At 41.7% G+C, this 13,015-nt stretch carries 12 protein-coding genes; 2 read left to right on the forward strand and 10 right to left on the reverse strand.

The window, feature by feature from the left end:
* Positions 1-101 precede the first annotated feature (101 nt).
* The 3 genes from ACTQ5J_RS08855 to ACTQ5J_RS08865 all read right to left on the reverse strand — a co-directional run bounded on the left by ACTQ5J_RS08855 (position 102) and on the right by ACTQ5J_RS08865 (position 3,381).
* Positions 102-1,247, reverse strand: a complete 1,146-nt coding sequence (locus ACTQ5J_RS08855) for a pectin acetylesterase-family hydrolase (protein ID WP_441752429.1) — start codon at positions 1,245-1,247, stop codon at positions 102-104.
* A 26-nt stretch (positions 1,248-1,273) separates the two neighbouring features.
* Positions 1,274-2,239: a poly(ethylene terephthalate) hydrolase family protein gene (locus ACTQ5J_RS08860; protein ID WP_441752430.1), complete on the reverse strand. Its 966-nt coding sequence runs from the start codon at positions 2,237-2,239 to the stop codon at positions 1,274-1,276.
* A gap of 101 nt (positions 2,240-2,340) precedes the next feature.
* A complete protein-coding gene (locus ACTQ5J_RS08865) occupies positions 2,341-3,381 on the reverse strand; it encodes an alpha/beta hydrolase (protein WP_441752431.1) in 1,041 nt (346 codons plus the stop codon).
* A gap of 233 nt (positions 3,382-3,614) precedes the next feature.
* On the opposite strand from ACTQ5J_RS08865, the gene ACTQ5J_RS08870 reads away from it, so the two are divergent.
* Complete coding sequence (locus tag ACTQ5J_RS08870) at positions 3,615-4,124, forward strand: TetR/AcrR family transcriptional regulator (protein ID WP_441752432.1); 510 nt, start codon at positions 3,615-3,617, stop codon at positions 4,122-4,124.
* Between the two features lie 993 nt (positions 4,125-5,117).
* On the opposite strand, the gene ACTQ5J_RS08875 is transcribed toward ACTQ5J_RS08870, so the two are convergent.
* From ACTQ5J_RS08875 to ACTQ5J_RS08885, 3 genes are all read right to left on the reverse strand, one after another.
* Positions 5,118-5,996, reverse strand: a complete 879-nt coding sequence (locus ACTQ5J_RS08875; protein WP_441752433.1) for an AraC family transcriptional regulator — start codon at positions 5,994-5,996, stop codon at positions 5,118-5,120.
* A 433-nt stretch (positions 5,997-6,429) separates the two neighbouring features.
* Positions 6,430-6,789 carry a zinc ribbon domain-containing protein gene (locus tag ACTQ5J_RS08880; RefSeq protein ID WP_441752434.1) on the reverse strand — a complete coding sequence of 120 codons (360 nt, stop codon included), beginning with the start codon at positions 6,787-6,789 and terminating at the stop codon, positions 6,430-6,432.
* A 19-nt stretch (positions 6,790-6,808) separates the two neighbouring features.
* Complete coding sequence (locus tag ACTQ5J_RS08885; RefSeq protein ID WP_441752435.1) at positions 6,809-8,137, reverse strand: zinc ribbon domain-containing protein; 1,329 nt, start codon at positions 8,135-8,137, stop codon at positions 6,809-6,811.
* Here ACTQ5J_RS08885 and ACTQ5J_RS08890 point away from each other — a divergent pair.
* The gene (locus tag ACTQ5J_RS08890) at positions 8,109-8,450 is read left to right on the forward strand and encodes a hypothetical protein (protein ID WP_441752436.1); all 342 of its coding nucleotides are present in this window, start codon (positions 8,109-8,111) and stop codon (positions 8,448-8,450) included. The two genes, ACTQ5J_RS08885 and ACTQ5J_RS08890, sit on opposite strands and share 29 nt — an antisense overlap.
* On the opposite strand, the gene ACTQ5J_RS08895 is transcribed toward ACTQ5J_RS08890, so the two are convergent.
* From ACTQ5J_RS08895 to ACTQ5J_RS08910, 4 genes are read right to left on the reverse strand one after another with little or no spacing between them, the layout of a single operon-like run.
* On the reverse strand, positions 8,437-8,814 hold the full coding sequence (locus tag ACTQ5J_RS08895) for a hypothetical protein (protein WP_441752437.1): 378 nt from the start codon (positions 8,812-8,814) through the stop codon (positions 8,437-8,439). The genes ACTQ5J_RS08890 and ACTQ5J_RS08895 overlap by 14 nt on opposite strands.
* A gap of 39 nt (positions 8,815-8,853) precedes the next feature.
* Positions 8,854-11,217 (reverse strand): zinc-ribbon domain-containing protein, encoded by a 2,364-nt coding sequence (locus ACTQ5J_RS08900; protein WP_441752438.1) that lies wholly within the window; start codon positions 11,215-11,217, stop codon positions 8,854-8,856.
* 12 nt (positions 11,218-11,229) lie between these two features.
* Entirely contained in the window at positions 11,230-11,988 is a 759-nt protein-coding gene (locus ACTQ5J_RS08905) for a hypothetical protein (protein WP_441752439.1), read from the reverse strand.
* A gap of 33 nt (positions 11,989-12,021) precedes the next feature.
* Positions 12,022-13,002, reverse strand: coding sequence for a DUF4352 domain-containing protein (locus ACTQ5J_RS08910; protein ID WP_441752440.1), 981 nt, complete (start codon positions 13,000-13,002; stop codon positions 12,022-12,024).
* Between the last annotated feature and the right edge of the window lie 13 nt (positions 13,003-13,015).

The following is a 13,015-nucleotide window of genomic DNA, read 5'->3' on the forward strand; positions in this document are numbered from 1 at the left end:
TTGCTCACAAAATATCACCGTCTTAAAGTTGAATTTTTTTTAATTCACTTTATCCGCCAATTCGGTAATAGAATCCTACAGTGTTTGTAATTATGGTTCTATCAAAGACTTTTATCCAACAGCTCCAACCCATAATTTTCTATTTGTCCATTTACCGCTGAATCAATCCACTCAATAATGTTCTTCTCATTTCCTAATGAATCGAATGGGTCTCCATTAAGTATGGTATGCTGTGTGTTTTGAGTTTTAGGATCTTCTTTTAAACTCCAAATATAAATACCTATTCCTGGAATGTCCTCTTGTAATTGTCCTACCATTGTCTTCAAATGAGATTGGTATTGGTCTCCTAATTCTTTCGTATTCGCCATTTCCCCACTATCTATATAGGATTGATACTGGAGCAGTGTATCATCCCTGTATGAAGAATCAAACAAAATTTTAACTCTATCGCCTCTTTTTTGATAAAGTGCATTCAAGCTATCCAACACTATATTATTTCCTTTTAAAGGTTCTGAAATCTTTTCAGGTGATTTCCACAAGTTCACAGCTGTTTTATTCCAATCATCATATAAGATTAATGCTGAATCAACTGCAACAGTCACATTGTTAGCAGATGGAAATCTATCTATCACATCATCTGCTAATAAGGATGTTGCAAACGCTCCTGCTGAAAATCCTGTAACTAGCAATGTATCTGGTTCATCAATGTACTTTTTAGCCTCATTAACAAAGTTGGAATAGTTTGTATACCCTTGATGATAAACTGTTTTTTCTTTTCCATCTTCAGTATAGGTATACTCTCCTGTTCCCGTATGAAAATCTCCAGAAGCATAGGGTATCACCAAAAAAGACCAATCTTTGAATGGATTTTTATCGCTATCAGACCCAATTCCTAATTGAGCAACAAAATCCTGTCCCATCATGTTGGTAGCAAAAAATTCTTTGCCCCCTTTTGAAGTCTCATCATTAATACTTACGCCACCACCGAAGAAATAGACAACGACTTTATTTTCAGTTCCTTTTCTAAAAATCCCATGCCACTCGCTCCCATCGGAGGATTTTGTCCCCTCAGGTGTAACACGATACCATTTACCTATTTCTGGATCCCCCGTTAATTCAGGGAATGATTTGAGAAATGTCATCTTCAATGTAATAAATACGGCTAAAAGTAGTACTATAATGATTGAAAAAATTATACCTACTATTTTAAACTTTCGTTTTTTCTTTTTTTTCAAAATGGCTTCCATACTAATTCTCCTTGAAATCTAGTTTATTATTGATTTTTCTCGATATCCTGCCAATTTGTATTGGTTAATATCTCTGCTTGCTCACCAACAAAGGATTTTTTGGCTTCTTCATCCCCATAAAGCTGATATAACATCCAAGCAGTCATATACCCATCAGAACGTTCAAGCATATCCTCGTGCTCGGCACCAGATGCTCTCGCACGAATTTTTGCAACATCTTCAGGAATTTTTTCATAAATCTCAATCATATCCTTTAAAGGACTCACACCCGCAAATTCTTTTGTAACATCTTCTACACCAGCATCATCTGATTTTCCTGTTCCCGCTACCATAAAATATGGAATTCTTATTTTACTTATATCATAATCCCAACCCATATTCGTAGCGAGTAATGGATATGCAGCACTTCCTGTGAAGATTGTTTTATATGTTTTGCCGTTTTCATACTTTGTCACAGCTGCCAACGCTCCAGCTCCCCCCTGTGAGTAACCGATGATAGCAATATTTTCTTGATTAATTTTATCCGATAACACACTCTCGGTCCCAAGAGAAAGTACAAAATCCAGCGTTTTGGAAGCCGTCTCACCTGTCCCCGTTTGCGGATCATCATTGCCAACTACAATAAATCCCCAACTTGCCAGTCTATCAAAAAAGGGTTTGTAATTGACTGCTCTAGTACTACTCGCATTGACTACGAGTATCATTGGGTACTTTTTATTCGTATTCTCCAATTCTTTTGGATACCAGATGCGTATCTTTTGGATACTTTGGTTATCAGAGTCGAATTCTGTATATGCTGTTTCAAAATCACCTCGATTGGAATACTTCATTTCAACCATCGAATCACTCTTAAAATCCTTATAGTATTCATCGGTAAGATATGCCTTTCCTTCGTCCATCTTGCCTTTGATAAACAGCACACTGATTATAATCACAATGACAATCATAATAATCAATAAGGCTATACCAAATATTTTCAATAATTTTTTCATAACAAATCTCCTAATAAAATCAAGTTAACTTATGGATCAATTCACGCAAAATATAAAAAACCTCTTGATGATAAGACCATCATTCGAAATGATCTGACGCATTATTTCGTTTTATCATTCAAGAAATCAATCAAACGGTCAAACGCCTCCTTTGCAATCGGATCTGTGCGCTCTGCACCAATAAAGCCATGATCTTTGATCTCACCATATTCTATGTATGGATCAACAAGAATATTTTCACCTCCAAGCTCATTAAGTTTATTGTGCATGACATTCATATCGTGCCTATATTCACTTCCGAGCAAAAAAGCACTAGGATATTCCGCCGTTAAGCTTTCCATGTTGTTATATTTCAGAATATCATCATTCGATAGATAGATACTTCCTTTTACATAATTACCAACAAGCATTTTCGTTGCAATATTAAAATTCTTATAGTCAAGAGGTGCATCATCTAACACAACTGCTTTTACTTGATTCGGATTTAACACAGGTACAATACCTAATGACTCAGCATAGGTAGGATTCGTGATAATACTTCCAAGCTGACTTGTCATAATTGCTCCAGCAGATGAACCCATGATTATGATATTATCCATATTCAGATGGTATTCCTTTTGATGCTCCATCATATAGGCAAAAGCACGGTTTGCTTGAATCAATGGAACTGGAAAACGGCAATCGGGAACGAGACCATAGTCCACATTCACGATGTTATATCCTTGTGCACAAATATCGTCCAATAAAGCAGTAGAATCAGTCTCTGCTAATGGATCGCCCATGTTCTTACTACCTGCAAAAAAACCTCCACCATGAAAATAGAAGAGGGTAGGACGATTTGTCATCAAGTTTGCATCAGGATATATTACATCCAGATAACTATTTGGATATTCTGCATCATAGCGAATTTCACTAATGAGATATTGACCATTTTCTTTTTTTCCATGAATAGGTTCATAAAATGGTTCATAAGAATTAATGGGGGAATTTCCATACGTCAGTTTCTGAATCGCTCCCACAACTATCTGTGTATTTGTTGTAATGACAATATAAAGTATTATAAGTAGCGTGATCAAAACACCAAATACTGAGAAAAATATTTTCAGCCCTTTATGTTTTTTCTTTGCAGTTCTCTCCTCCACTTTAGAATTCTCCTCTTTTCACTTTTACTATATTTTTTGTATTCCTTAAAAGCCCCATCAGATAATCATTAATAAGCTAACTTTCTTTCTTGATAAATACTATTCATTTTGTCTCGTCTAAGGCAAACAATAAATATCACTTGAATTATCGTTGTAACAAGTGTATCATATCTTTATTGAGGAAATAAGTGTTTCATCAAAATGAAACAGATTGAAGAGGTTTGTATCATCTTATGAATATTAATAACCACCAAAAAAAAACTTATGTAAAAAAACAGATTACTCTTGCCCTCCTAGAACTTTTAAAAGAGAAAGCTATAGATGAAATTTCTATTAGTGAACTTACAAAAAAAGCTCAGGTTGGAAGAGTATCATTTTACCGTAACTATCAAACGAAGGAAGATATTCTTAAGGAAGAATCTGATAGGCTCATAAATGAATGGGGAAAACTTTATGAATCAAATCCGGATTCTTCACCCCAGACACTTTTTCCTTCTCTATTTGATTTCTATAAACAACATAAAGACTTTTATACAATTCTATATCATGCTGGTATGTCGACTATAATACAAGAAACCATTATTCGTACAATACAAATAACCCCTGAAATGGAAAATATTGAAGCCTATATTAAGTCATTTTGGGCATATGGTATCTACGGTTGGTTAATTGAATGGATGAAACGCGGAATGCCTGAGTCTGGTGATGAACTCTATCAATTGTTTAAGAACATGAATCAATAACCTCATTCAAGTCTTAAATTAAAACCAACACTTATACGGCATTAGAGTTTTAGATTTTTATGTGCATTTACCGTACTAGTCGCTTTCTAAAAATACTTCGCTTTTACTTTATTGATATTTATTCTTCTTTTTACAACATAATGAGTGTTCTGAAAAAAATGATATTCGTTTCAAGAGGGGGGGTGCAAGGGGGTGCATTTTTCATGTCATTCATTTCCTGGTGTATGCTTGCACTCTTAGATATGTATGTTCCCTCTTACATAATTTTTCACCTAACAAACAAGGGGTATCCCAAGCTAACATTACCTTTTAACGATAATCTTAGAATAATCCCCTGTTTTCTACACTTTATTTACTTGTCAGGGTGCAACTTTTGACATCAAAGCTAGCGTCTCCACATGTGTTGAGCATAAGCTTTGGATTGATTTTGATATTTTGGAAGCGGATCTAGTTAAATGACATTAGTCATTACTAGCAAACTACTGTCAAATTACTACAAAATCTACTCTCAATTACTATTAAACTAACAAGGTTAAAAATTTCTATTAGCGAAGCGAATAGTATTGTTTGGGATCATTCTTTGAATTACCGTGCCATCCAACTGCTCCTTTTTCCAACATTTTAAAAAAAATTTTCTAGTTGTCTCTGTAATCATTTCAATTAATTCAGCAGTTATTTTTACTGTAATCCGATCATTTCCCTATAAATAAGCCCATATTTTGCGTTCATTTTCATTGAATTCATCAAAATCTAGTTTATTCTCTATGTCATCTACTCGTTCATCCAATCTCATTTGGCGTGAAGCATAGTTGTTTTCTAAATTCAAAACGATAGAATACCTGTTAAATATTAGCAGCCTGAAAATTCTTCTCTTAGATAGAAGATATCCACTGTAAGCTTTTGTATGTGGAGATATATCAACATTCTCTTTTGCGATTTTAATAAAAAGGACACTCTTACTAAAGAGTGCCCTCAACCATAACAGTGATATAATTAGTAGTTATTTTTCTTTACCGGAATCCAGATTTCACTTCGGTACTTCGGATTTTCGGTGTCAGGACTCTCGTTCCACAAAATTTCTGGCCCCGGCGCAACCTCGTACCCTGAGGATGGAAACCATTCAGAGTATATCCTCCCCCATACATTTTGAAGTGTTTCTGGGAATGGCCCAACAGATTCGAAAACAGCCCAAGTACTGGCTTCTATTTCCAATACATCGAATTTTCCTGTTTCATCACTTGAAGTTGTTACACCGATATAATGATCCAGCTCGCCTTTTTCTTCCATTCTTCCTTCCGAAAAATTAGCAGATGCACTAATAATACCTGTTGGCTCTATATTTGAGAGTGCTTTTAATTCATTAATAACCTTAGGGGTTAAAAGTTCAGTCATTTTTGCAATCTCTGGATTGACCCCTTCAAAAACAATTGCAACTCTCTTTTTAAATCCTACTAACTTAAACGACCCTTTCTCAACAATACGATAATTCATCTCGCATCCTCCTTTAATTGATAATTGAAAGGTCATTCTAGGATAGGCTTTTAACTGCGTGTTCTCACTTCTTGCTTCAGAAGGAAGAATACCATGCATAGAATGAAAAGCACGGGAAAACGAATCAGCTGAATCATAACCATATTTGACAGCCACATCGATTATTCTCAAATTTGTATCTTTCAAATCAAGAGCAGCCAGCGTTAATCTCCTTCTTCGAATATATTCTGACAAACCAATTCCTGATAAAAATGAAAACATCCTTTTAAAATGATACTCTGAGCAGTAAGCAATTTTCGACACTTCACTGTAATCAATTTCTTCAGTTAGATGCTCTTCAATATATGCCAAAGCTTTATTCATATTACTTAACGTATCCATCAAACAACCTCCTTTCAATTTCAATATTATCAAAGGATTTAATTCCCCACCCGATAATCTGTGCACAATAAAGTCGACTAAGTTTAAAAATATTACTTACAATTACAACTATTATAATGAACTGAACTTCATCTACAATTAAAGACTTAGGGAGTTCTTCCGCTGAAATGTTACAAACCACAAGCGTCTCAACATGTGGCGAGGATAAGTTGTGGATTGATAATATGATGTTGGAGTAGGCTTATGTTCGAATGATGTTGGTAATTACTATAGAGTTACTGTAAACTCACTGCCAAATACTATAAAGTTACTAGCAATTACTATCAAACACTACCCCAAAATATGTGTTTAAGGTTTAGCCATGGTTGTAGTGAACCCCAAAAGTTGGAGTTTATTTAATTGAATATTAAGCAGCTAATTGAGTGTCTTGTTTTCATAGCGCTGTTCCACACTGACCGCAAAATCGAGCACCGAGAACAACGCCGGAGCCACATTTCGAGCAGAACTTTATCTGCGGCTCAGCTTGGTATGTCAGCGGCAGATCCTCATTCGGCGCAGCGTCAGACAGAAACAGCCAGTATATATCCTCGCCATCCTCGCATAAACCGATGGCTCCGGCAGGCGATACCACATAAAAGCTGTCCTCGTCCATAGGATTTTCACTGTCGCTTGTCTCGGCAAGCACCAGCAAGCCTTTTACGTCGTAGTTATCATTGGAAGTGGCAAAACTCCAGCTATTACAGCGTGTTACGGCGAATTCCACCGCCTCTAGCAATGTATTGAATTTTTTCATTAAAAATCTCCCTCCTTTTTTATTTGAACAGCAGATTATTACACCGCTTACAGCGGTCATTTTGTATGGGGTTCATCATGGAGCAGACATTGCAGTAAATGATACGGTCTTTAGATTTGTCGTACTTCTCGTATGTACCGAATTTGGGATGAAACCGCACCCTGTCACCAACGGAGAGATAATCATACATATGCCGCCCGCTGCCCTTTTCCACGATGGTCTTTTTCTTGTCTGCATCGGTGTTAATGATTGTGGTATATTCCGTATAGGTTCTGTAATTATCATCCTCCCCGCCCCTATGTTCGCTTTTCTCCTTGCTATACTTATTGACGACCACACCCTCCCACATTGGTTGCTTGGTTCTTCTCAACGCCAGCAGATTAACGACCAGCATAACAAGAGCAATGCCAACACCGATGACAAGGGATTCTCCAAACGGGAAATCATCCATCAGCAGACCGGCAATGGGAAAGCCGATGAGCGGCACGAAAACCAATATCCACATACAGCCAATAGAGGATTTCCTGTTTATCTGTGCAGCGGCCAGTATCTCAGGGCAGTTATACCTGTCGGAAAAGCCGACCAGCCCCGCTCCGCTCTGTGGGGGCGCGGGAGTTGCTACATGGTGTGGTTCCATCGACTCCGACGTTGCCGAATTCACCGCCTTTCCGCAGCCAATACAAAATTCGGCTCCCTCCGGAAGCGTTGCGCCGCAAGCAGTACACACACCGGGGGCGTTTGTTTGTATTTTTGTGCCGCAGCTTGAACAGAAAGCCATACCCTTCGTAATCTTGTTTCCACAGTTGGGACAAAACATATACGTATCACTCCTTTGCTCGATAATTTGAAATGCAGCGGGCTTCCTCGACGCTGGTTTCTTCTTTTTTCCTCGTCTGGCTGTGCGTATGACAAGCAGCAGCAAAAGCAGAGAATAGATAGGGGTGAGAATGTGGTAAATAATTCCCCCTTCGCCCATCTCGCTAAATTCGCTCAGCATGGCGGGCTTATTCACATAAGGTAAAAAGCTAAGGTAGCGGATGCGCTCGGAGCGCGTTTCGCCCTCATCTAAGCTCGGCCATGCCTCGTCGCTGCTATAGATCACATAACCCTGGTATTCCTTGCCATTTGCTATAAACCAATATCCCTTGGAAACGGTTCGTGAGCGATTTGGCTCCGCATTCGTGTCATCCAGTCTAGATTCGTAGCTGTCCACCGTGCCCATAACGCTGTCGCCCCATATCGCCAGAGCCAGCGTGGAGAGACTTGAATACATGGCAAACAGCAGGACAGTGTAGATCAGGATAAGGATGGGCAGGGGGATGTTTTTATTCGTTTTCTTCTTTGCCATCGGGACGCTCCTTTCATTGTTGTTCGAAGTCACACTTTTTACGCCAGCCTACGCCAAACAGATGCAGAACGGTAAGCAGAAAAAGCGGCGGCAGCGTGAGCGCGGCATAGGAGTGAAGCGGAACGATCAGCAGCACCACCGCCGCCAGTTGTATATAGCCAAGCATCCGACACCAGCAATGTCGGTGGAGCCTCCCCGCAAAGGCCAACCCCGCGATGGCCGTGACCATAGAAAAGATGTACGCTATTCCAGCCGCGAAGCAACCCGCTCCGGCGTAGGTGTAGTCCAGCGCCGCATTGTCAATGAGGTTTAAGCACCACAGCAGCATGGGTAAGGCGGCAAGCAGCATCAGTACGGATGAAATCCGCAGAAGCATTCGTTTTGGCTTCACCGTCTTTGAGCCGGGGCCAAGATTCGTCGCTTTGGTACATCACATATCCCCGGTATTCCTTACCATTCACCATAAAATAATAACCTTTAGAGATGGTGCGAGACCGATTTTCTCCCGCACTTGGATCATCCAATCGGCTGTTATAGCTATCCACCGTCCCCATAACTCTGTTACCCCACAGCCCCAAGGCAATGGTAATGAGGCTATTATAGATGGCAAATAAGAGACATGCGTAAATCAGAATGAGGATGGGTAGTGGTATTTTATTGTTCTTTTTCCTTGCCATGAAAATTACCTCCTTTCATCGTGCTAGACTCACTTTGGCTTAATCTATCTTCACATATACATCTCCGGCCCAAGACCATCCATCATTTATCTCAAAAAAGGTAAAAAGCTCTATTTTACCGTCGGTTTCCTTAAAGCTAAATTCGATGTCAATTTTATCCCCCTCTTCGTATACAGTTGAGAGGCCATACCCACTGTTGAATTCTGATGTATAGGTAAAGGAAATTCCATCCAAGACAAAACCATTGCCGTCTTTTCCTAAGATTAAGGTTTCTCCATCCCTAAGAATTTCTCCGTCGCGGCACTCCCGATAGGTACCGACCACATCATCTATGTTAAGCAAAACGTATTCATCTTTCTCATCCTCTGTTTCCATACTCTCCATCTGTCCTAGTGAAATCACCGTGACCTTTTCCGTCATCGTGAAAGTCTGGGTCAGAACGGCATCTTCCGGGTATATTGCGTCGCTGTCTTTCGGAAACAGCATAATTCTGTCCGGTGCTCCCGCCAGAAGGTATGAAAGATATGTGAATTCACTTTTGACAGCCCATTGGTCATCGTCCCGCGGCGCATGCAGCGTCCATGTGTCGGGTATATCGATAAGAGTGAAGCCGCTTTCATTGCCGAACCGTATCGTGTGTTCTTGATATTTGCACGGATCGCCGGAATCGATCGGCGCAATCTCCTGAACCTGAATGCTGTAGAATTCGTTGAATGGCTCGCAAAGCTTATACAGAGAAGCATAAAGCGCATCCTGTTGCTGTGCAAGCAGAAATTTCTCTATCCACGGTAAAACGTTTTTTCTTAACCGTATATGCATGTCCCTTCTAAGTGCCTCGGTATACGTTGCCTTCTGTTCTTCCGTCGGTGTATAATAGTTTGTTTTACCGGCTTCGGCTACAGCAAAGGTCAGCGCGTCGCTGCCTTCCCTGAATACGTCTTTCCAAAATTCTTCGGAGTATCCTTCGATCGCATCCAGCACCGTTTTATATGCCGCTTCAATCCCTTCTACCGATGCCGTTCCATTCTGCCATTCCTTCCAGTATGTTTCTACAAATAGTTTGTACCAGTACTGTTCGTCAAATATCGCATAGTCCCTGTAATACTGGTCAAATATCGCTCTGTTGGTTGCTTCCTTATACTCTCCCGCCGCTTGGACGCCAGAGTCTAGCCCAAACGCAACTACAGCGACACCGACAAAGGCTGCACTGAACGGCAAGGAGCCGTACCCGGTCATATAGGTGAATAAGGAGCCGCTACTCGAAAAGATGTTCTTGTAAAGATTCGCTGCCGCAGTCCTGTCATTGCCGTTTGAATTATACAGATCCATTCCGAGCTGTGTTAACGCTATCCCAAGCCCAATAACAGAGACGCTCTTTGACACCTTTTCGGTGGAAAATCCTATTTGCATGGACGTCAGATTTGCAAATGAGTTTACTGTGTTGACGAGTTCGTCAAAGATGCTATAGATGTTGTTGGTTGTGTCAATGCCCTCGGGCGAAAATATGTTTTCCGCCCATGGCATGGAATTTCTCGTGTTTCCGTTTTCTACGAAGTCTTTTACAATTGCTCTGGCATCTTCTCGCGGCTGATTCTTAATGATATCCCAATACAGATGGCTTACCTCCATCTTTGCGTTGCTCGTACCTTTTTCGGAAATGTAAAAAACGCCGCCAGGATAATTACTCCCGAGATAAACGAGCTTCACGGGTGAAAGGGATGTCAGACTTGCGGTAACTGTGCCGTCGCCGTTTTTGACGGTACTCTGAGGTATCCACATCCCATAATCACTATTGTAATGCTCTAATACAACCTCACCGCCGTCGGCAGTTTTATTGTTGTATGGAACGGTGACCGTAAGCGGTGCGTAAAGATGATGCATTTCTCCCAGAGTAATGTCATATTCCACCGACGTAAGTCCGGAGGCTTCGTCAACCGATTGTTTTTTGCGGCTGACGGTCAGTTCCTTTTCACCGTCAATGAGGTTTAAGGTATCGACATCAATCCTCACACCGGACAGTGTGATCGATGCGTTATCCGTGGAGACAATCGCCTTTTCGGTCTCAACAACCGCGCCTTTGCCGCCGCCCACCATAAACCCCGGCCAGCCGTAGAGAGCCACCGCCGCGATCTGTATGACGAGCAAGACGGACAATATAATACACAGCGCATTACGCCCGCCGTTTCTTTTCGGTGCTGCGGCACTTTTTCTTTTTGGTGTCGCAACGGGCGGGATTGGTTTTTGAGGTTGTGCCTCGGTTATAAATTGTGGCTGCGGCACAGTTCTCGGCTGTTCTTCGGGAACAGGACTCACGGACCCATCAAGAACCGGCGCGCCGCATTTGGCGCAGAAGCGAGCGCCGGTATGAAGCTCTTTTCCACAATTAGTACAAAATTTTTCCATAATTACACCTCCTTATGGTCGTACCAGCGCCATCAGTGCCGGTGTCCCGTCTGGCGTATCCATCGTACCGACAGCGTATTGCTTTCCATTAAGCTCGTAGAACTGCGCCAGATGTATGGTTCCCGGACCAGACGCCCATAGGTCGCCATTTTCCCACTTGCCCATGAATACGCTGTCTTCCATATCCGTTTCATCGACGCTTTCTCCCTCGTTTGCCAAAAAAATTTGATACCAGTCGAGAGTTAGAGTCAGACTCTCCGCAGTACCTGTAAGGGAGACATTTAAAAACTCCATAGCACCTGCGTCGTATTCGTTATTGGGGTCATAAATAATCAGTGCTTTCCAACTCCCGGTCAGCGATCCGATATTGTCGATAATATTCGCATCCGATGGAAGACCGTCATAAGCCACCTCTTCTGTGTACCAGAGAAAGTCCGCTAAATCGGGGCGTTTCTCTGTGGACAAGCTGGCGTATGTTTCTTCCATGGATAAATTGGTGTCTTTTTCCTCAATGGATAAGCTGGAATCTGTTTCCTCCGGTTTGACAACACTGCCGCTTTCCGTAGCGACGGGTGGAAATTCTTCCTCCTGAGGTGGTGTGGCGGGTACAGTTTGCTCCGCACTCAGCCCAGGAGAATCATTTACTTCTGCTGACTGCAGATTGGGTGGTATGGTGAGAATGCCTATTACAAGCATCATCAAATTCAATGCAATCAGTATTGCGGTTATGACTTTTTTACCGCCGCTATCCATCGCCTTATCATTAATCATTTTACTCCTCCTCTCCGCCCCGAAGGGAACTTTTTAATAGACCCTGTCGCCCTCGTAACTGCCGAACTTTGAGGAGCCGTCTTCATATGTGAGACTTTCATCAATGGCGATGTGTATAGTATCCTCATCCCGAGTGAAGGTCAGTATGGTAAGAACTGTATGACCGTCATCAAACTCGGCGTACCTTGTTGCCACACCAAAGTTAAGGTCGTACTCATACTCTGTTTCTGTTCCATCTGAAAATCGCATCATCATCATGTCGCCTGCTTTGTACAGCTCTATCTGTAGTAGTTTACCCATGCCTTCAACTTCGTAAGTACCTGTTATCTCATCAATACTAAAGCCGGTATAGTCCACAACTGGCGCAGGCTCGGTATCCGTTGTTGCTTCAGGAGTGACCGACGTAGAGGGCACAGCCCCAGTGGGGGAAGAGAACCTGAACCTCAAATCCGGCGCTACGTTGACAAAGCCGGAGTAATAGTGCATGGTGACCTCGCTTATGTCGATCTGCCGCTGATAGACCATCCAGCCGCTGACGGATTCACCTGGTGAAAGCTCTATCTCGTCCTCCATATACCGCTGGTTCCTGTCGGCAACATCCGGCAGCACCTGTGAATTTTCCTCCGAGGTCATGTCGCTGTCATCACCAGTGGGGCCTTCCTCGTAGATGATATAGAGATCCTTCTTGTCGGGGGATTCCACCGGTTCGTTGGATGCGTTTGTAAACGTAAACCAGACCTTCACATATTCAAATCCATCTTTCGGCCTTGAAATCATACCTGTATAATCGAAAGGCTCCGTTCCGTCAATGGTGATGGAAAGCCCGTTTGCCTCGGCTACTTCTCCGATACCGTAATACCTGTTTTCATCTGATCCCGCCTTGTCGGAGGGAGCATTGCCTGATTCGGCGGGTGGGGGGCTTTCGGGCGTTGATTTATCGTCGTTTTTTTCACCGCAAGCGGCGAAGGTGAACATAAGTACCAATGATAAAAATATAATTAATGTCTTTTTCATAAGATTACCTCCT

The organism is Fundicoccus sp. Sow4_F4 (assembly GCF_052116145.1).
In the GTDB taxonomy this organism is placed as follows: domain Bacteria; phylum Bacillota; class Bacilli; order Lactobacillales; family Aerococcaceae; genus Fundicoccus.